16 protein-coding genes are annotated in these 18,933 nt (G+C 70.3%); 11 read left to right on the forward strand and 5 right to left on the reverse strand.

Translation table 11 applies throughout. From position 1 onward, the window contains the following. Window position 1: 1 nt before the first annotated feature. The 5 genes from nirB (at window position 2) to ABZ833_RS40025 (ending at window position 5,532) form a co-directional block, all read left to right on the forward strand. Window positions 2-2,611 carry a nitrite reductase large subunit NirB gene (gene nirB / locus ABZ833_RS40005; protein WP_361057907.1) on the forward strand — a complete coding sequence of 870 codons (2,610 nt, stop codon included), beginning with the start codon at window positions 2-4 and terminating at the stop codon, window positions 2,609-2,611. Then, complete coding sequence (gene nirD / locus ABZ833_RS40010; RefSeq protein WP_361057909.1) at window positions 2,608-2,931, forward strand: nitrite reductase small subunit NirD; 324 nt, start codon at window positions 2,608-2,610, stop codon at window positions 2,929-2,931. Before nirB ends, nirD begins: the two co-directional genes overlap by 4 nt. Before the next feature lie 70 nt (window positions 2,932-3,001). After that, window positions 3,002-3,586, forward strand: coding sequence for a TetR/AcrR family transcriptional regulator (locus ABZ833_RS40015; RefSeq protein ID WP_361057911.1), 585 nt, complete (start codon window positions 3,002-3,004; stop codon window positions 3,584-3,586). A 112-nt stretch (window positions 3,587-3,698) separates the two neighbouring features. Further along, window positions 3,699-4,475: an SDR family oxidoreductase gene (locus ABZ833_RS40020; RefSeq protein WP_361057913.1), complete on the forward strand. Its 777-nt coding sequence runs from the start codon at window positions 3,699-3,701 to the stop codon at window positions 4,473-4,475. A 106-nt stretch (window positions 4,476-4,581) separates the two neighbouring features. After that, window positions 4,582-5,532, forward strand: a complete 951-nt coding sequence (locus ABZ833_RS40025; protein WP_361057915.1) for an oxidoreductase — start codon at window positions 4,582-4,584, stop codon at window positions 5,530-5,532. A 61-nt stretch (window positions 5,533-5,593) separates the two neighbouring features. On the opposite strand, the gene ABZ833_RS40030 is transcribed toward ABZ833_RS40025, so the two are convergent. Next, on the reverse strand, window positions 5,594-6,172 hold the full coding sequence (locus ABZ833_RS40030) for a hypothetical protein (protein ID WP_361057917.1): 579 nt from the start codon (window positions 6,170-6,172) through the stop codon (window positions 5,594-5,596). Between the two features lie 190 nt (window positions 6,173-6,362). On the opposite strand from ABZ833_RS40030, the gene ABZ833_RS40035 reads away from it, so the two are divergent. Next, window positions 6,363-8,237, forward strand: a complete 1,875-nt coding sequence (locus ABZ833_RS40035; protein ID WP_361057919.1) for an APC family permease — start codon at window positions 6,363-6,365, stop codon at window positions 8,235-8,237. 10 nt (window positions 8,238-8,247) lie between these two features. Beyond that, complete coding sequence (locus tag ABZ833_RS40040; protein ID WP_361057921.1) at window positions 8,248-8,850, forward strand: hypothetical protein; 603 nt, start codon at window positions 8,248-8,250, stop codon at window positions 8,848-8,850. 6 nt (window positions 8,851-8,856) lie between these two features. Here the strand turns inward: ABZ833_RS40040 and ABZ833_RS40045 are convergent, their stop codons facing one another. Continuing rightward, window positions 8,857-11,235: a discoidin domain-containing protein gene (locus ABZ833_RS40045; protein ID WP_361057923.1), complete on the reverse strand. Its 2,379-nt coding sequence runs from the start codon at window positions 11,233-11,235 to the stop codon at window positions 8,857-8,859. Window positions 11,236-11,441: 206 nt separating this feature from the next. Here ABZ833_RS40045 and ABZ833_RS40050 point away from each other — a divergent pair, with 206 nt between their 5' ends. From ABZ833_RS40050 to ABZ833_RS40060, 3 genes are all read left to right on the forward strand, one after another. Beyond that, the gene (locus tag ABZ833_RS40050) at window positions 11,442-11,807 is read left to right on the forward strand and encodes a cupin domain-containing protein (RefSeq protein WP_361058030.1); all 366 of its coding nucleotides are present in this window, start codon (window positions 11,442-11,444) and stop codon (window positions 11,805-11,807) included. Between the two features lie 128 nt (window positions 11,808-11,935). Further along, window positions 11,936-12,442 (forward strand): response regulator, encoded by a 507-nt coding sequence (locus ABZ833_RS40055; RefSeq protein WP_249590041.1) that lies wholly within the window; start codon window positions 11,936-11,938, stop codon window positions 12,440-12,442. A 12-nt stretch (window positions 12,443-12,454) separates the two neighbouring features. After that, the gene (locus ABZ833_RS40060) at window positions 12,455-12,979 is read left to right on the forward strand and encodes a GNAT family N-acetyltransferase (RefSeq protein ID WP_361057925.1); all 525 of its coding nucleotides are present in this window, start codon (window positions 12,455-12,457) and stop codon (window positions 12,977-12,979) included. A gap of 29 nt (window positions 12,980-13,008) precedes the next feature. On the opposite strand, the gene ABZ833_RS40065 is transcribed toward ABZ833_RS40060, so the two are convergent. Beyond that, window positions 13,009-13,515: a carboxymuconolactone decarboxylase family protein gene (locus ABZ833_RS40065; protein ID WP_361057927.1), complete on the reverse strand. Its 507-nt coding sequence runs from the start codon at window positions 13,513-13,515 to the stop codon at window positions 13,009-13,011. Window positions 13,516-13,727: 212 nt separating this feature from the next. Here ABZ833_RS40065 and ABZ833_RS40070 point away from each other — a divergent pair, with 212 nt between their 5' ends. After that, window positions 13,728-14,282: a hypothetical protein gene (locus tag ABZ833_RS40070; protein WP_361057929.1), complete on the forward strand. Its 555-nt coding sequence runs from the start codon at window positions 13,728-13,730 to the stop codon at window positions 14,280-14,282. A 158-nt stretch (window positions 14,283-14,440) separates the two neighbouring features. Here ABZ833_RS40070 and ppdK read toward each other — a convergent pair whose 3' ends face one another. Beyond that, the gene (gene ppdK, locus ABZ833_RS40075) at window positions 14,441-17,176 is read right to left on the reverse strand and encodes a pyruvate, phosphate dikinase (protein WP_361057931.1); all 2,736 of its coding nucleotides are present in this window, start codon (window positions 17,174-17,176) and stop codon (window positions 14,441-14,443) included. A gap of 405 nt (window positions 17,177-17,581) precedes the next feature. Beyond that, window positions 17,582-18,838, reverse strand: coding sequence for an ROK family protein (locus ABZ833_RS40080; RefSeq protein WP_361058032.1), 1,257 nt, complete (start codon window positions 18,836-18,838; stop codon window positions 17,582-17,584). Window positions 18,839-18,933: the final 95 nt, after the last annotated feature.

Genomic DNA, 18,933 nt, shown 5'->3' on the forward strand with positions numbered 1-18,933 from the left:
GATGCCCACGGACACCCCCCGCCACAGCGCGCGCGACAACACCATCGTGCTCGTCGGGCACGGCATGGTCGGCCAGCGCTTCCTCGAAGCCCTCGCCGCACGCGGCCTCACCGCCACGCACCGCGTGGTCGTCCTGTGCGAGGAGCCCCGGCCCGCCTACGACCGCGTACAGCTCACCTCGTACTTCTCGGGCCGCACGCCCGACGAACTCTCCCTCACGGACCCGGAGTTCATCCGGGAGCACGGGATCGAGCTGTACGTGGGTGATCCCGCCGAGACCGTCGACCGTGACGCGAAGACCGTCACCGCGCGCTCCGGGCAGACCTTCGCCTACAACACCCTCGTCCTGGCCACCGGCTCCTTCCCCTTCGTGCCGCCGGTGCCCGGCAAGGACACCACCGGGTGTTTCGTCTACCGCACGATCGAGGACCTGCTCGCCATCGAGGAGTACGCGAAGACGTACGCCACGACCGGCGCCGTCGTCGGCGGCGGGCTGCTCGGGCTCGAGGCGGCAGGTGCGCTGCGCGGGCTCGGACTCGCCACGCACGTGGTCGAGTTCGCGCCGCGGCTGATGCCGGTGCAGGTCGACGAGGGCGGCGGCGCGGCGCTCCTGCGCACCATCACCGGCATGGGCCTGACCGTGCACACGGGCGTCGGCACCCAGGAGATCGTCGGCACGGACGGTGCCGTCAGCGGGATGAAGCTGTCGGACGGGAGCGAACTCGCCACCGATCTGGTGGTGTTCTCGGCGGGTGTCCGGCCCCGCGACCAACTCGCCCGCGAGAGCGGCCTTCCGGTGGGCGAGCGCGGCGGCATCACCGTCGACGAGCAGTGCCGCACCAGCGACCCGGCCGTGTACGCGATCGGCGAGTGCGCGCAGGCCTCGGACGGCCGGGTGTACGGGCTCGTCGCGCCCGGCTATGACATGGCCGAGACCGTGGCCGCCGCGATCGCCACGGAGGAGTCGAGCTTCACCGGCGCCGACATGTCGACCAAGCTGAAGCTCCTGGGCGTGGACGTCGCCTCCTTCGGCGACGCGCACGGCGCGACCCCGGACTGCCTGGACGTCGTCTACTCCGACTCGCGCTCGGGAACGTACAAGAAGCTGGTCATCGGCGCGGGCGGCGAGCTGCTCGGCGGCGTCCTGGTCGGTGACGCGGAGGCGTACGGCGTGCTGCGGCCGATGACCGGGAGCGTGCCGCCGGTCTCTCCGGAGCAGCTGGTGCTTCCCGCGGGCGCGGGCGGCCCGGTGTCGATCGGCCCGTCCTCGCTGCCGGACTCCGCGGTCATCTGCTCCTGCCACAACGTCACCAAGGGCTCGATCCGCGGTGCCGTCACCGAGCACAGCTGCACCACCGTGCCCGAGGTCAAGAAGTGCACCAAGGCCGGTACGGGCTGCGGCAGTTGTGTGAAGGTGCTCGGCCAGCTGGTCAACGACGAGCTGGAGGCGTCGGGCGTCGAGGTCGACAAGGGGCTATGCGGCTGCTTCGGCCAGACCCGCCAGGAGCTGTACGAGATCGTCCACACCCTGGGGATCACCTCCTACCGGCAGCTCCTGGACTCCCACGGCCGCGAGTCCGCCCGCGGCACCGAGGGCTGCGAGACCTGCAAGCCGACGGTCGGTTCGATCATCGCCTCGCTGGCCCCGACGATCGGCGCCGACGGGTACGTGCTCGAAGGCGAGCAGGCCTCCCTCCAGGACACGAACGACCACTTCCTCGCCAACCTCCAGAAGAACGGCTCCTATTCGGTCGTGCCGCGCATCCCCGGCGGCGAGATCACCCCGGACAAGCTGATCGTGATCGGCGAGGTGGCACGGGACTTCGGGCTCTACACGAAGATCACCGGCGGCCAGCGCATCGACATGTTCGGCGCGCGCGTCGAGCAACTGCCGCTGATCTGGACCCGGTTGGTGGACGCGGGCTTCGAGTCGGGTCACGCGTACGGGAAGTCGCTGCGGACGGTGAAGTCGTGCGTCGGGCAGACCTGGTGCCGCTACGGCGTCCAGGACTCGGTCCGGATGGCGATCGACCTGGAGCTGCGCTACCGGGGCCTGCGCTCCCCGCACAAGCTGAAGTCGGCCGTCTCCGGCTGCGCCCGCGAGTGCGCGGAGGCCCAGTCCAAGGACTTCGGCGTGATCGCCACATCCAGCGGCTGGAACCTGTACGTGGGCGGCAACGGCGGCGCGACCCCGCGCCACGCGGACCTGCTCGCGCAGGACCTGTCCGACGCCGAACTGGTGCGCCTCATCGACCGGTTCCTGATGTTCTACATCCGTACGGCCGACCGCCTGGAGCGCACATCGACCTGGCTGGAGCGGATCGAGGGCGGCCTCGACCACGTACGCGATGTGGTGGTCCACGACTCGCTCGGTCTCTGCGCCGAGCTGGAGGCCCTGATGGCCGACCACGTCGCGCACTACCGCGACGAGTGGTCCGAGACCATCAACGACCCCGAGCGTCTGGCCCGGTTCGTGTCCTTCGTGAACGCGCCGGACGTCCCCGACCCGACCGTGAGCTTCGTCCCGGAGCGGGACCAGATCAAGCCGGACCTGCCCCTCCTCACCATCGGCTCCCGCCCCCGCGACCTGGAAGGTGCTGCATCCCGATGAGCATTCAACTCCGCCTGAAGGACGACTGGTTCGAGGTCTGCGACCGCGCGCACCTCCAGCCGGGACGCGGCATCGCCGCGCTGCTCCCCGACGGCCGCCAGGCCGCGCTCTTCATCGACCGCACGGGCCGCGCGTACGCGATCGACAACCGCGACCCGTTCACGGGCGCCGCGGTGCTCTCGCGCGGCCTGCTCGGCGCGGCGGCCGGCCGGCCGTTCGTCGCCTCCCCGCTCCTGAAGCAGCGCTTCGACCTGGAGACGGGGCGGTGCCTGGACGACGACTCGGTGACCGTGGAGACGCACACGGTCCGCCTCGCCTGACCGAGTCGCTACCGGGCCTGACCTGAGTCGCTACTTGACCGACCGTTCCAGTATTGCTTAATCTCTCCTCGTGGCCAGGACCAAGGAATTCGATCCGGACGCCGCGCTCCAGTCGGCCCTAGAGCTGTTCTGGCGGCGCGGCTACGAGGCGACGTCGATGGCGGACCTCGTCGAGGCTCTCGGCATCGGACGGGCCAGCATCTACGCGACGTTCGGCAACAAGCACGAGCTGTACCTGAAGGCGCTGGAGCGGTACGCCGAGTCCCAGAACCCGCGCCTGCTCGCCGAGCTCTCCCAGCCGGGCCCGGCGCTGCCCGCCGTCCGCGCGGTGGTGCGCCGCTTCGGAGGCGAGTCCTCCTCCGAGGAGGGGCGCCTGAACGGCTGCTTCATCACCAATACGGCGGCCGAACTGGGCCCCCACGACGAGTCGGCCGCCCGTTGCGTCGAGCGCAACTGGCAGCACATGGAGACGCTGCTGCACTCCGCACTCGTCCGCGCCCAGGCCCAGGGCGAGCTCCCGGAAGGCCGTGATCCGCTCGCACTCGCGCGCATGCTCCTGACCTTGATGCAGGGACTGCGCGTGGTCGGCAAGGCGTCGAAGGACCCGGCGCGGGTGCGGGACGCGACGGAGCAGGCACTGAGCCTGCTCGACTGAGGCTCCCGGCCCCGCCGCGGGGCTCGCGCCCCTCGCTGTTCTCTTCGCTCCATCCCTTGGTCCTTTTTCATGCCCTCATACTGAACCGATCGTTCAAGAAAAGAGCTCTGTCATGACTTCAGCACCGCGCACCCGTTTCGCCGGCCGCACGGCCCTCGTCACCGGCGGCGGCTCCGGCCTCGGCCGTGCCATGGCGCTCGCCTTCGCCGCGGAGGGCGCGAACGTCGTCGTCGCCGGGCGCACCGAAGGCCCGCTCAAGGAGACCGTGGGGCTCATCGAGGACGCCGGCGGCAGCGCGCTCGCCGTCACCGCCGACGTCTCGCGCTCCGCCGACCTCGCGACGCTCGTCGCCGCCACCGTCGAGCGGTTCGGCTCCCTGGACGTGGCCGTCAACAACGCGGGCGTCCTGCGCGCCGGGCAGCCGGTCGCGGAGCTGCCCGAGGAGGAGTGGCGCACGATGCTGGACATCAACGTCACCGGCGTACTGCTCGCCCTCCAGGCCGAGGTGCGGCAGATGCGCACGCAGCCCGGCGGCGGGGCCATCGTCAACATCTCCTCCACGCTCGGCGCCCACATCAGCCTTCCGGGCACCATCGGCTACGGCACCACCAAGGCGGCGGTCTCCGCGCTGACCAAGGGCGCCGCCGCCGAGTACATCGGGGAGGGGATACGGATCAACGCCGTGAGCCCCGGCTCCTCCGACACCAGCATGTCGCTGCGCCAGGGCGAGAGCCCGGCCGAGCGCACGGAGCGCATGAAGACCTCGACGCCGCTGGGCCGGGTCTCGACGACGTCGGAGGTCGCGGCCGCCGTGCTCTACCTCGCGTCGGACGAATCGGCGTCGGTGGTCGGCGCGGACCTGGTGATCGACGGGGGCGTCGCGGCCTGACTCCCTCCCCAGGGACCGCACCCCCTACTCTCGAGTAGAAATCGAGCAGAGATCGAGCAGGACTCGATGAGGAACAGGCGTGCGCCCAACCAGAGGGAGCTGTGTCATGACGGGCTGGAACGCGAGCGACATCCCCGACCAGAGCGGCCGCACCGCCGTGGTCACCGGCGCCAACAGCGGCATCGGCTATGTCACCGCACGCGAACTCGCCCGCCGTGGCGCACGCGTGGTCCTCGCCTGCCGCAGCGAGGAGCGGGGGACGCGGGCGCTTGAGCTGCTGCGCTCCGAAGTCCCTTCGGCGCAAGCGGAGTTCGGTCGGCTCGACCTCGGGGATCTGGGCTCGGTGCGGTCGTTCGTGGCGTCGTACGACCGTGCGGAGCCAGGGGGCGGTCTCGATCTCCTCATCAACAACGCGGGCGTGATGGCGCTGCCCTACCGGCAGACGGCGGACGGCTTCGAGTCGCAGTTCGGCGTCAACCACCTGGGCCACTTCGCGCTCACCGGTCTGCTGCTGCCCCGGCTCCTGCGGACGCCGGGGGCCCGGATCGTGACGGTGTCCAGCGCGTTCCACGCCCTGTCGAACATCGACATGGGGGACCTCAACAGCGAGCGGAACTACCGGCGTTGGATCGCCTACGGCCGTTCCAAGACGGCGAACCTCCTGTTCACCCACGAACTGGCGCGGCGCCTGGCGGCCGGCGGCTCCGACGTCGTGGCCGCCGCGGCGCACCCCGGCTACGCGGAGACGAATCTCCAGGCTGCGGGGCCCAGGATGGAGGGCCGCAAGTTCGCCGAGCGTGTGATGTGGCTGGGCAACCGCGTCCTGGCCCAGCCCGCGACGGCGGGCGCACTGCCGTCGCTCCACGCGGCGACGGCGCGGGGCGTCCGGCCTGACTCGTTCACCGGGCCGCGGGTTCTGGGGTGGCAGGGGGCGCCGGGAAAGTCGTGGCGGGCGAAGTGGACGCTGAACGACGGGGCGGCGGAACGGCTTTGGGCGGCTTCGGAGGGGCTGACGGGGGTGCGGTGGCCGGAGCCATCCAGCCCGTCCGGCGTGTGAGGACGAACTCGGCGCAGCCGGTGATCAGCAGCGACCAAGGTCCCGCAGGAACAGCCCTTCCCTACCGCAGCCCCGACACCTCAAAGACCCCCTTGGCCACATCCCCGTCAAGCCGAGCCGAGAGCCGCCCAAGGACCTCAGAGCCGGTCCGCAGCAGCCCCCGCTCCCGCGCATCCCGCACCCCCGCCTCCAGCCGATGCACCAACAGCGGATTCTCCACAAGCACCTGGGAATCCACCTCCACCCGGTTCCCGAGCGAGTCACACAGCACAAGCCGCGCCGCGACCCCCTCGCTGTACCGCACGGCGGTCAACAGCCCCGTACAGACGTGCCGCTGCCGCAGCAGCCCCCGCACGGCGAGCCACCCCGGGCCCACCGTCACCCGCACCGGATGCAGGATCAGATAGAGCAGCCCCGAAAGCCCCGCCCACAGCCCGCCCCGCAGCACGTCCAACGTGCCGTTGGCCAGGTCGATCAGAACGACCAGCGCGAAGAGCGCGAGAGCGCAGAACACGGCGGCCCGCACATCCGCCGCCCAGCGCCGGTCGGACACGACACCGTCCACGCCCACGCCCCCTCCCCCGCGTCGTCGTACGCCCCCGCCCCACAGCACGTCACCATCACCCCTGTCAGGTCGCATGTGCGGCACCGTAGGACGGACTCGCCGCGGAGTCAGCAGCGTTGACGTACCGCTGACGCCCCACGTCAAAGACGCGTGAAGATCCGCACCCCACGCGCCAAGGAGCCGCCAAAAGGGCCCGCGGCCGGTCCGGGGCACACCCACGCTGGGCATCGCTCAAGCGAACGAACCCGCCTGGAGGGGCCCACCCATGACCACCGTCTCCGAGACCCCGGACAGCCTCAGCGACGTCGCCGTCGAGGAACCCCCGGACACCGAGGGCGCGGCACACCCCGAGGACCGCCACCGGCTCACCGCCGTGCAGGGCCTCGCCGCACTCTCCCTCGACGCGATGGCCTCGGTCGCCTACGGCCCCGAGGCCATCGTCCTGGTCCTCGCGGCGGCCGGCGGCCACGGGCTCGGGTTCACGCTGCCGGTGACCCTGGGAATCGCCGCGCTGCTCGCCGTGCTCGTCGCCTCCTACCGCCAGGTCATCGCCGCCTTCCCCGACGGCGGCGGCAGTTACGCCGCCGCCAAGACCCACCTGGGCCGCAGGGCGGGCCTGGTCGCGGCGGCCTCGCTCGTCCTCGACTACGTCCTGAACGTCGCCGTCGCCGTCACCGCGGGCGTCGCGGCGCTCACCTCCGCCTTCCCTGAGCTGTACGGCTACCGGGTGTGGATGTGCCTGGCCGTCCTCGTCCTCGTCACGGCCGTCAATCTGCGCGGCATCGTCGACTCGGCGCGCGTCTTCATCGCCCCGACCGCGGTGTTCGTCGGCGCGATCCTCACGATGATCGCGGTCGGTCTGTTCCGCGAGGGGCCGGTCAGCACGGCCGCCGCCGATGGCCACGCGTCGGTCCTCGCCTCCAACGCCACGACCGTCGGCGCGCTGCTCCTCCTGAAGGCGTTCGCGTCCGGCTGCTCCGCCCTCACCGGCGTCGAGGCCATCGCCAACGCCGTGCCGTCCTTCCGTGCCCCGCGGGTCAGGCGCGCCCAGCACGCGGAGGTCGCGCTCGGCGCGCTGCTGGGTGTGATGCTGATCGGCCTGTCCGTGCTGATCTCCCGCTTCGGGCTCCAGCCGGTCGAGGGCGTCACCGTCCTTGCCCAGCTCGCGGACGCCTCACTCGGCCACAACTGGGCTTTCTACGTGGTGCAGTTCGCGACGATGATTCTCCTCGCCCTCTCCGCGAACACCTCCTTCGGCGGCCTGCCCGTCCTCATGAGCCTGCTGGCCCGGGACAACTACCTGCCCCACGTCTTCGCCCTGAAGGCCGACCGCCAGGTCCACCGGCACGGCGTCCTCGCGCTCGCCGCCGTATCGGCCGCGCTGCTCGTCTTCTCCGGCGGCGACACCAACACGCTCGTGCCGCTCTTCGCGATCGGTGTCTTCGTCGGCTTCACGCTCTGCCAGACGGGGATGGTGCTCCACTGGCGCGCGGCGGGCAGACCCGCGAAGGCACTCCTCAACGGCTTCGGCGCGCTGCTGACCGGCGTCTCGGCGGTGGTCGTCACGGCCACCAAGTTCACCGAGGGCGCCTGGCTGATCGTGCTCGCGCTGCCCGCGATCGTGCTCTGCTTCGAGGCCGTGCACCGCGCCTACCGCCGCATCGGCGACGACCTGGGCCTCGGCCGCGTCCCGGAGCCCCCGCACCGCGACCACTCCCTGGTGATCGTCCCGGTGTCGAACCTGTCCCGCCTGACCTGCGAGGCCCTGAACGCGGCCGTCTCCCTCGGCGACGAGGTCCGCGCGGTGACGGTCACCCACCAGGACGCCGACGACCGGCGCGCCTCGGAGGCCCTGCGCCGCGACTGGGAGCTGTGGAACCCGGGCGTCGACCTGGTGGAGCTGCCCTCGCTGACGCGTACGGTCGGGCGCCCGGTGTCGGAGTACGTGCGGAGGATCTACACGCACCACCCCACCACCCGCGTCACCGTCCTGATCCCCGAGGTGGAGCCCGCCCACGTCTGGCAGCGCCTGCTCCAGAACCAGCGCGGCTCGGTCCTCGCACACGCCGTACGCCGGGACACGGACGCGGTCATCTGCCGCCTGCGGTTCCGCCTTGCGGCGGGGCGGAGCCGGTCCTAGCGTCGGCGCCATGAGCGGGAACGGCACAAGTACGGGCAAGAGGATCACCGAGAAGCTGTCGGACGAGGCGCTGCGCGAGGCGACGGGCAAGGACTGGCCTCAGTGGTTCGCGGTGCTCGACGCCTGGGGTGCCGTGTCCCGGAACCACACGGAGATCGCCCGCCACGTCCGCGAGGACCACGCCGTCGACGGCTGGTACGCCCAGTCCGTGGCCGTCGGCTACGAACAGGAGCACGGTCTGCGCGAGGTCGGCCAGAGCAGTACGGGCGCCTGGCGGACCAGCGGCAGCAAGACGATCGAGGCCACGGCGGCGCGGGTCATCGAGGCCTTCGCGGACGACGACGTACGCCGCCGCTGGCTCCCCGGCGTCGACTTCACCCTGCGCACGCACCGTCCCGCGAAGTCGGTGACGGCCGACTTCAAGGACGCGACCGGCGCCACCACCCGCATCTCCGTGACCCTCACGGTCAAGGGCCCGGAGAAGACGGCGGTGGGCGTCGGCCACGAGAAGCTGCGGGACGCGGCGGAGGTGGCGGCGTACAAGGTGTTCTGGCGGGAGCGCCTGACCGAGCTCAAGTCGCTGCTGGAGCGTTCCGGCCCGTCCGGCGGCTGAGGACGGTTACGCCCGCACCTCGAACCGGTGGAGCGAATACCCGTACGTCGTCTGCCGCTTCAGCCCTTGCATGCGCACGTACCGCGCGGTCACTCCTCCCACATCGATGGAGTCGACGCCCGCCGTCGCCCGCCCCCGCCGCTCAACAACAGTCCGCCACGCGGAGGAACCCCCGTCCTCCGAGACCTGAAGGTCATAGTCCCGGCCTGCCGCGGCCTCCCAGTCGAGGAGCACGCGCCGCACCGTGCGCACCTCCCCCAGATCGACGGCGAGCCACTCGCCGTCGGTGTACTTCGAGGCCCACCGCGTGGCCGGATCCCCGTCGACGGCGTTCTCGGGACCCAGTGACGCGGTCTCCGCGGACGAGGCCGTCGCCTTCCTCCCCCGCGCCAGATCAGGGGCGTCGAAGACCTGCACCGACCACAGCGTCCACCGAACGCGCTCGCTCTCCCGCCCGCGCACCCGCACGTACCGCGCCTTCGCGGTACTGAACTCCAGCTCGTCCCAGCCCGGTTGGGTGCCTCCGCGTCGGGACGCGACCTTCCGCCAGCCCGCATCCCCGCCCTCCGACACCTCGATGTCGTACGAACGCCCGTGCTCACGCCCCCAGTCGAGCCGCACCCGCGCCACATCCCGCACCTCCCCGAGGTCGACCCGCAGCCAGGGACCGCCCCGTTCGAGGCCGCTGGTCCAGGCGGTGACGGGGTTGCCGTCGGATGCGTACGAGGCGTGCGCGCCGGAGGACGCGGTGGCGGGGGCGCCGAAGGCGAGCTGGTCGGGCTCGGCCAGGGTGGGGGTGACCGTCGTCAGGCCGGGCCCCAGCGAGCCGCGCCGCAGCAGCGCGGTGAACTCCCCGTACTCCAGCCCCTGTCCGGCACCGCTCCACATCTTCTGGGCGAGCGTGCCGTACGTCGTCTCGATGAGCCCGTGGACGTCCTGCTGGGTGTACGTGGCGTGGACGAGGTCGTTCCAGACGGCGGACATCGCGCCGCGCAGGGCGGGGTCGCCGGGAGCGAGGCTCTCCTTCCCCGGGAAGATGTGCGGCTCCCAACTGTCGTACAGGTACCGGCCGTCGAGCCCGTGCCCGTGGTAGTAGTCGGCGAACGGGACGACGTACAGCAGCCCGTCGTTCGTGTTGACAATCTCGTACCCGTCGGCCTTGGCGGCCTGCGGCCCGTACCAGCCGTTGTTCCAGCTGTGGACGGTCACGTCCCGGTCGTACCCCTCGGCCGAACCGGCCATCTCGGTCAGGCTGCCCCAGGCGCGCGGATGCTTGCCGAGCGAGCGCACGTGGGCGGCCATGTCGTTGAAGTAGGCGCGGTACTGGGCCTCGGGTCCGGTGTACTCGTCGGCCCCGTAGTGCACTTCGGGGCTGCGGAACCACGGCACGAACTCCTCGAAGACCTCCTTCATGAAGGCCGTCATCTCGGGCTTGGCGAGGTCGAGGTGGTCGGAGTTGCCGCCGTCGAGCCCGAGGGAGGGGCGGAAGCGCACGAAGGAGCGCGAGTGCGCCGGGGCGTCGATCTCCGGGGTGAGCTGGACGGCGTGCAGGGCGGCGGTGTCCTCGAAGGAGTCCCAGTCGGCACGGGAGTACGACCCGTCGGGTGCGGCGAGCCCCGCCCACTCGGGGGCGTCGCTCCGCAGCCGGAAGGCGTCGTAGGCCTTGCTCCAGTCGCCGTCCGGGGCCTTGATCTCGTTGTCGTTGAGGTGCAGCTGGAGATCGTTGAGCTTGAACCACCCCATGATGCGGAGGTAGTCCCGCACGAACCCGGGCGTGAAGAAGCGCCGCCCGACGTCCAGCATGAAGCCGCGCAGGCGGTAGTTGGGCCAGTCCTGGGCGGTGCCGGCGGGCACGCGGGAGCGCTGTTCGTCGTGGAGGAGGATCTGGAGGAGGGAACGGGTGCCGTAGTAGACGCCGCTGTAGGCGGGCGCGGCGACGGTCACGGACGCGTGCGTGACGGCGAGTTCGTACCCCTCGCGGACGTAGAGCGCGCCGCCCTTGCCGTGCCGGGCCGCCGGGTCGAGCCGCAGCAGGATCTCGCCCTGGGCGGGCCGGGAGCGCCGGGTGGTGCGGGGCGGGGCTATGGTCACTCCGGTGACATCGGCGATGTCGCGGCTCAACTGCCGCGCAAGAGGCAGCAGTTGCTCACCATCCCGGGCCGGGACGACGACACGCGAGTCCTGGGTGAGCCGATACGCCCCGTCGCCGCCTTCCCACTCCTGGAGGGCAGGGATGACGGTGGGGCGGGGATTGCCGCGGGCGGCCGCATGGGCAGCTTCCTGGGCAGCCGCCTGAGCGGCCGACGGCAGGCGCAACGGCAGGGCGACGGCGGCTCCCGCGACAGCTGTCGCGGTGATGAGAGTGCGACGGGAGAGGTTCGTCATGGCAGTGGACTACACCACTCGACTCCCCAACCTCACAAGAGAATCAACAGAATCACCCGCCGATGCCGACCTCCGAGTGGCGCACCCCGGTCGACGGGCAGACGATGGAGTGAAGGGGTCGGCTGGTGATGACGTCGGCCGTGGACCCCGCGGCGGCGACTGCTGACTCCGAGATCGTGGGCATGGCCCGGACGGAGGAAGTCGTCATGATCGAGGTCAAGACGGTCGAGAAGCCGGACGAACGGCGTGATTTCCCTCGCGGTCACCTCGAGGCCGTCCATCTCTCAGGGCTGGACTTCGCCGTGGGCACCTTCGAGCCCGGCTGGCGCTGGTCCGAGTCCGTGGCCCCGCTCGCGGGGACCGAGAGCTGCCAGATCCACCACAACGGCTACATCGCCGAGGGACGGATGCACATCCGCATGGACGACGGCGCCGAGTCCGAAGTGGGGCCGGGCGATGTGTTCGTGTGCTCGCCCGGACATGACGCCTGGGTCGTGGGTGACGAGCAGGTCGTCGTGTACGACTTCGCGGGCGGCATGGCACAGGAGTACGCGAAGGCGGCGGAGGGATGACGGCTCAGGCCTGAAGGGTCGACGGGCAACAGGAACCTGCGGCGGAACATCGGCGTCGAGACGCTGGACGGATTCTCCAACTCGGCATAGGAATAGCCTGGTTCACCCACGCAGGGGGGCGCGAAGCCATGCCGTCGAACTCCAAGATCCTCGTCGTCGACGACCATGAGGACACCCTCTTCGCCCTGGAGAGCGCACTGGCCCCTCTCGACTACCCACTGGCGTGTGCGACCAGCGGTGACGACGCCCTGAAGCAGATACTGCGCGGGCAGATCGGGCTCGTCCTGCTCGACTTACGCATGCCGGACGTCAGCGGCCTTGACGTCGCGCGCTACATGCGCGGCCTGGACCAGACGCGTTCCATCCCGATCGTCCTGCTGACCGGATACGACGTCAGCCGCGAGTTGGCCGCCACGGCCTTTCTGCTCGGAGTGGCCGACGTCGTCCTGAAGCCCATCGACCCGCTGACCCTGCGGACCAAGGTTCGCTACCTCTTCGAGACCCATCAGCGACTGCAGTCGATGCAACAGGAGATCGACGAGCTGCGCGCCCAGCTGAAGGGCGGCTCCGTGGTCCCCATGAACAGCCGACTTCCAGCCCCACAACGCACACACGACAAGCGCGGCCACCCCTGACAGACTGAACAGATGATCGATGACCTTCCCGCCGGCCTGACGGCTCGGCACCTTGCCGGCGAAGACCATCTCCGGGTGCTCGCCGTACTGGACAATTGGTGGGGCGGTCTGAAAGGGAAGGCAGGGTCGACGGAACGGGCGCTGCTTCTGCCCCGGCTGTACTTCCAGCACTTCACCACCACCAGTTTCCTGGTCGAACGCGACGGTGGAGAGGTGGCCGCCTTCCTGGTCGGCTTCCTGTCGCCGACCCTGCCCGACACCGCCTATGTGCACTTCGTCGGCGTCGACCCGGCACTGCATGGCCAAGGCATCGGGAGCACCCTCTACCGGGCCTTCTTCGCGCTCGCCCAGTCCCATGGGCGGCGTTACGTGCACTGCATCACCAGCCCGGAGAACGCCGCGTCGCAGGCGTTTCACGCTCGGCTCGGTTTCGAGGCCTCGGCCGTGAAGCCGGACTACGACGGTCCCGGACTCGACCGGGTGGCGTTCACCCTCGATCTCTCCGCGGATCCGGCGGATCCGGCGGCCACGCCCTAGCGGGACGATCGCGCCTTACGCGGTCGGTCTCATGCCCACGGATCAGTGAACGACCGTCCGGGCACCGGCTTGGCGATGAGCGCCACGGGAATGAAGAAGTTGACCTGGCCGATCGCGAACATCAGCGTGGCGAGCGCCTTGCCCTCATAGTGGGCGACTGCCTGCGCATACAGCTCATCGGAGACCCTCTCGCCGCTCGCGGACGGCTGAAGCGCGGCTTCCACCAGTGCCAGCGCGGCACGCTCGGCACCGGTGAAGTACGGCGAATCCTGCCAGGACGCCACCGACGTGATCCGCTCCTCCGACTCCCCGGCCTTGCGCAGGAAGCCCGTGTGCAGAACGGTCAGGTAGGTGCTGCCGACGATCTGACCAGCACGCAGCTGGACCAGGCTGATCGTGGAGCGCGGTACCGAACCGTTGCCGGTCACCCTGAACAGCGCCGCCGACACCTCCGCCAGCTCGGGGACGAGCTCCGCGGGGTCCTCGGGCATGCGCGGAACCATCGGGATCTCCGCCGTGATCGAACGTGTTTCCATCGTCGTCTCCTCCACATCGCGGGCGGCCTGCGCGCTTGTCGCGCGGGCCGGTTGACGTCAGTCACTGCGTTGACGGACCGCAGCGCGAGGATGTGACAGGTGAGCGAGAACGAATCTCTACCAACCGGAGCTTGCCAGCGAGCAGCGACCAGCGGTGGAGCAGCGCGAGGCCGCCGAGGCCGGCAAGAAACCCTGCGAGTAGGGAAGAAGCGATGACATTGCATTCCGATGTGGCCGAGTTGCTGGCGGAGACCGGCATCATCGACGTGGACGTCGACGAGGCTGTCGCGGACGATCACGTCCGAACGTCCGTGTACCTACGCGTCCTCTCGGTGATCGCTTCCTCGCGGAGCCGCGACCGGGACCGCGCGATCGTGGCCACGATCCTGCGTGACCCCGACGAGTCGGGGGCCAAGACGGCGGTGGTCGCCCTCGTGGACGAGATCGCGGGCAAGGTGACCGGTCCTGCCGAGTTCCGGCAGTGGTCGGACGAACTACTACCGGAGATCGACCGGCTCAAGGTGGAGGCGTTCCGCGAGTTCATCCGCCGCCGCGTCGACGACTGGCTGCTCCACCTGTCCGTCGAGGACGGTCACGTGCCGACACCGGCCGAGCTGGCGGAGGTCACGGACTGGATGCAGCGCCACCTCGCCGCGTGGTCGAGGTCGCCGGCGGTACTCGCCGTGGTCGCCGAGTCGGCCCGCACCAAGAAGACACGCAACATCGCGAAGAACCGGGCCGGAAGCCGCGAGCTGAGGACGGAATGAGCCGGTAGCGGCCGTCGGCAGGCTCCCCCGACGATGACCGAAGGGGCAGCTCCCCCGCACAGGGAACTGCCCCTTCTTGGTGAACCGGAGCCGATGCCGCATCGGTGAGGGTCGGGGACACGGCGTCGGCCCCGGAGTTCTACCGGTGGCCCGGAGACCTACCGGTGGTCGCTGCCCGCCGACTCGGATGCCGCGCGGCCTGCCTCAAGGCGGGCCACCGGGATACGGAACGGGGAGCAGGAGACGTAGTCCAGGCCCACCTCGTGGAAGAAGTGGACGGACTCCGGGTCGCCGCCGTGCTCGCCGCAGACGCCGAGCTTCAGGTCGGGGCGGGTGGCACGGCCGGCCTTGACGGCGTCCTTGACCAGCTTGCCGACGCCGTCCTTGTCGATGGTCTCGAAGGGGGAGACCCCGAAGATGCCCTTCTCCAGGTACGCCGTGAAGAAGCTCGCCTCCACGTCGTCCCGCGAGAAGCCCCAGACCGTCTGCGTGAGGTCGTTCGTGCCGAAGGAGAAGAACTCCGCGGCCTCCGCGATCTGGTCCGCCGTGAGGGCGGCACGCGGCAGCTCGATCATGGTGCCGAGCGCCAGCTTCAGGGCCACGCCGGTCGTCGCCTCGACCTCAGCGATGACCTGCTCGGCCTCCTCGCGGACGATCTCCAGCTCCTGGACGGTGCCGACGAGCGGAATCATGATCTCCGCGCGCGGGTCGCCCTTGGCGTTCTTGCGCTCGGCCGCGGCCTCGGCGATCGCCCGTACCTGCATGGTGAACAGGCCGGGGATGACCAGGCCGAGGCGTACGCCGCGCAGGCCCAGCATCGGGTTCTGCTCGTGCAGGCGGTGCACGGCCTGGAGGAGGCGCAGGTCGTTCTCGTTGGAGTCCTTGCGGGACTCGGCGAGGGCCACCCGGACGGAGAGCTCCGTGATGTCCGGGAGGAACTCGTGCAGCGGCGGGTCGAGCAGACGCACCGTCACCGGGAGGCCGTCCATCGCCTCGAACAGCTCCACGAAGTCGCGCTTCTGGAGCGGCAGCAGCTCCTTCAGGGCCTCCTCGCGTGCCTCGTCCGCGTCAGCGAGGATCAGGCGCTCGACCATCTCGCGGCGCTCACCGAGGAACATGTGCTCGGTGCGGCACAGGCCGATGCCCTGGGCGCCGAAGCGGCGGGCGCGGAGAGCGTCCTCGGCGTTGTCGGCGTTGGCGCGGACCCGCAGGCGGCGTACCCGGTCCGCGTACGCCATGATCCGGTGCACGGCGCCGACCAGCTCGTCGGCGTCGTCGGCGCCCGCGTGCATCCGGCCCTCGAAGTACTCGACGACCGGCGAGGGGACCACGGGCACCTCGCCCAGGTAGACCTTGCCCGTCGAGCCGTCGATGGAGACGACGTCGCCCTCCTCGACGACGGTGCCGCCCACGGTCATGCGGCGCCGCTTGGTGTCGACCTCCAGGTCCTCGGCGCCGCAGACACAGGTCTTGCCCATGCCGCGGGCGACGACGGCGGCGTGCGAGGTCTTGCCGCCGCGGGAGGTGAGGATGCCCTCGCAGGCGATCATGCCGTCGAGGTCGTCGGGGTTGGTCTCACGGCGGATGAGAATGACCTTCTCGCCGGAACGCGACCACTTGATGGCGGTGTACGAGTCGAAGACCGCCTTGCCGACCGCGGCACCGGGTGACGCGGCGATGCCACGGCCGAGCTGCGTCACCTTCGCGTCCTCGTCGAAGCGCGGGAACATCAGCTGGGCGAGCTGGGCGCCGTTGACGCGCTGCAGCGCCTCGGCCTCGTCGATCAGGCCCTGGTCGACGAGCTGCGTCGCGATGCGGAAGGCGGCACCGGCGGTGCGCTTGCCGACGCGGGTCTGCAGCATCCACAGCTGGCCGCGCTCGATGGTGAACTCGATGTCACAGAGGTCCTTGTAGTGCGTCTCAAGGGTCTCCATGATCTGCATGAGCTGGTCGTACGACTTCTTGTCGATCTGCTCAAGCTCGGCGAGCGGGACGGTGTTGCGGATGCCCGCCACCACGTCCTCGCCCTGCGCGTTCTGCAGGTAGTCGCCGTACACGCCCTGGTGGCCGCTGGCCGGGTCGCGGGTGAACGCGACGCCCGTGCCGGAGTCCGGGCCGAGGTTGCCGAAGACCATCGAGCAGATGTTGACCGCGGTGCCCAGGTCGCCGGGGATGCGCTCCTGGCGGCGGTAGAGCTTGGCGCGGTCGGTGTTCCAGGACTCGAAGACCGAGCGGATCGCGAGGTCCATCTGCTCGCGCGGGTCCTGCGGGAAGTCGCGCCCGGCCTCGGTCTTGACGATCTTCTTGAACTTGGTGACCAGCTTCTTCAGGTCCGCGGCCTCCAGGTCGGTGTCGACCGTGACCTTCTTGGCGGCCTTGGCGGCCTCCAGGGCGTCCTCGAAGAGCTCGCCGTCGACGTCCATGACGGTCTTGCCGAACATCTGGATGAGGCGGCGGTAGGAGTCCCACGCGAAGCGGTCGTCGCCGGACTGCTTGGCCAGGCCCGTCACCGACTTGTCGGAGAGCCCGATGTTCAGGACGGTGTCCATCATCCCGGGCATCGAGAACTTGGCGCCCGAGCGGACGGAGACGAGCAGCGGGTCATTGGCCTGACCGAGCTTCTTGCCCATCTTCTGCTCGAGGGCGTCGAGGTGCGCACTGACCTCGTCGCGCAGCTCGACCGGCTCCTCGCCGCTGGCGAGGTAGGTCTTGCAGGCCTCTGTGGTGATCGTGAAGCCCGGAGGGACGGGCAGCCCGAGGTTGGTCATCTCGGCGAGGTTCGCGCCCTTCCCGCCGAGAAGGTCCTTGAGGTCCCTGTTGCCCTCGGTGAAGTCGTAGACGAACTTCACGGCCGCATCGCTCTGCGCTACGTGGGGATCTTTGTTTTCCGACACGGGTCTCGACTCCTCGAGGACTCGGTGGCTGCCCTGACGGCGAGGAACATACCCAGATCGAAGGCGCCTGGGTACGTCCACTTGTGCGTCATACGGCTGTAACCACCCGTCCGCCAGTAGATCGAAAGTAACTCGGCGGTAGCTCGACGCCAGGCCATTCGTTCAACTCTTGAAGACACAACCCCCGTAGACCCGCTGATTCGCTCGAATGAGCGGCCCATACTCAGATGTGAGTTCACCTCATGAATGATCGAGCAGTGGCACTGAGTGCCACCCCTTGGAGAAGTGCAGTCGCTCTCGATCCGCTCATCTGAGCGCAAGCCCTATCAGGGGTGGCGAGAATCACGCCGTTTGAAGCGGCCGGATGTCAGCATCCGGACGTGCGACGAGACGGTCGCACGCCTGTCACACGCCGAGCGCGGCAAGCCGCTCCTCCGCCCGCCTGGGCGCGTACAAGTGCTCCACCACGAGCGTTCCCGCACCCATGAGGGCCGCGCGCTCGCCGAGGCGCGAGGTGACGACCTCCAGATGAGCGGTGGAGCGGGGCAGGGCCCGCTGATAGAGCAGTTCGCGCACCCCGGTCAGGAAAGGTGTTCCGGCCAGATCTCCGGCGATCATGAGAACGCCCGGATTCAGGAGCGTGACGACGGTGGCGAGGACCTCGCCGACGTGCCGCCCCGCCTCGCGCGCGAAGCCCATCGCGTCGGGGTTCCCCGCCTCCAGGAGCCGCCGCACATCCGCCCCCGACGCCGCGGGGACGCCCGCGTCCGTCAGCCGACGGGCCACCGCACGGCCGCTGGCCACGGCGGCAAGACAGCCGTAGGAACCGCACTTGCACAGGGCCTCCGCGCCCTCCGGCACCCTGATGTGGCCGATGTCCCCCGCGCCGCCGTCGATGCCTCGGTAGACCGCGCCGTCGACCACGACGCCCGCGCCGATGCCGGTGGAGACCTTGACCAGGGCGAAGGCCGAGCACTGGGGGTACGAGGCGCGCTGTTCGCCGTACGCCATGAGGTTCGCGTCGTTGTCCACCAGGACCGGGATGCCGGCGGGGCCGCCCGTCTGCTCGGCGAAGGCGCGGCGCAGGCGGCCTCTTATGTCGTAACCGTCCCAGCCGGGCATGATCGGCGGCTGGACGACGCGGCCCGTCTCGCTGTCCACGGGCCCCGGCACCGCGAGCCCGATGCCGCAGACGGACTCCGGGGCGCGGTCGGCCTTGCGCAGCAACTCGGCGAAGCGGACGCCCAGCTCGCCGATGACCGCATCCGGGCCCTCCTCGATCGCCAGGGGGCCCGCGTGCTCGGCGACGATCTCGCCGGTGAGGCCGAGCAGGGCGGTGCGGGCGTGCCGCGTCTCCAGGTCGGCGGCGAGGACGACCGCGTGGGCGTCGTCGAACTCCAGGCGGACGGCCGGGCGCCCGCCGAGCGGTGAGCCCGCCTTGTCCGGGGCGCCTCCCGCACCCTCCCGCAGCCAGCCCGCGCGGAAGAGCCGGTCGAGGCGCTGGCCGACCGTGGCGCGGGAAAGACCGGTGACCTGCTGCAGGGCGCCGCGCGTGGTGGCCCGCCCGCTGCGCACCAGGTGGAGCAGGTCGCCTGCACCGGCGTGCGGCCCGCCCCCGCGCCCGCCCGTCGCCTGCTCGTCACGATCCAGTCCGTCCGGCATCCGCTCTCCCCTTGCGCTCATCAACTCCACGTTACATATTGAGTTTTGCGTGTTAAGCAGACGTAACCCTAAGGTGGATAGCACCGAACTGACAG

It is taken from the genome of Streptomyces sp. NPDC047525 (genome assembly GCF_040643025.1).
In the GTDB taxonomy this organism is placed as follows: Bacteria; Actinomycetota; Actinomycetes; order Streptomycetales; family Streptomycetaceae; genus Streptomyces; species Streptomyces durmitorensis.

Coding starts and splice junctions, on each gene's coding strand:
- nirB (WP_361057907.1), top strand. CDS start 2: ATGCCCACGGACACCCCCCGCCACAGCGCGCGCGACAACACCATCGTG.
- nirD (WP_361057909.1), top strand. CDS start 2,608: ATGAGCATTCAACTCCGCCTGAAGGACGACTGGTTCGAGGTCTGCGAC.
- ABZ833_RS40020 (WP_361057913.1), top strand. CDS start 3,699: ATGACTTCAGCACCGCGCACCCGTTTCGCCGGCCGCACGGCCCTCGTC.
- ABZ833_RS40025 (WP_361057915.1), top strand. CDS start 4,582: ATGACGGGCTGGAACGCGAGCGACATCCCCGACCAGAGCGGCCGCACC.
- ABZ833_RS40030 (WP_361057917.1), bottom strand. CDS start 6,172: ATGCGACCTGACAGGGGTGATGGTGACGTGCTGTGGGGCGGGGGCGTA.
- ABZ833_RS40035 (WP_361057919.1), top strand. CDS start 6,363: ATGACCACCGTCTCCGAGACCCCGGACAGCCTCAGCGACGTCGCCGTC.
- ABZ833_RS40040 (WP_361057921.1), top strand. CDS start 8,248: ATGAGCGGGAACGGCACAAGTACGGGCAAGAGGATCACCGAGAAGCTG.
- ABZ833_RS40045 (WP_361057923.1), bottom strand. CDS start 11,235: ATGACGAACCTCTCCCGTCGCACTCTCATCACCGCGACAGCTGTCGCG.
- ABZ833_RS40050 (WP_361058030.1), top strand. CDS start 11,442: ATGATCGAGGTCAAGACGGTCGAGAAGCCGGACGAACGGCGTGATTTC.
- ABZ833_RS40055 (WP_249590041.1), top strand. CDS start 11,936: ATGCCGTCGAACTCCAAGATCCTCGTCGTCGACGACCATGAGGACACC.
- ABZ833_RS40060 (WP_361057925.1), top strand. CDS start 12,455: ATGATCGATGACCTTCCCGCCGGCCTGACGGCTCGGCACCTTGCCGGC.
- ABZ833_RS40065 (WP_361057927.1), bottom strand. CDS start 13,515: ATGGAAACACGTTCGATCACGGCGGAGATCCCGATGGTTCCGCGCATG.
- ABZ833_RS40070 (WP_361057929.1), top strand. CDS start 13,728: ATGACATTGCATTCCGATGTGGCCGAGTTGCTGGCGGAGACCGGCATC.
- ABZ833_RS40080 (WP_361058032.1), bottom strand. CDS start 18,838: ATGCCGGACGGACTGGATCGTGACGAGCAGGCGACGGGCGGGCGCGGG.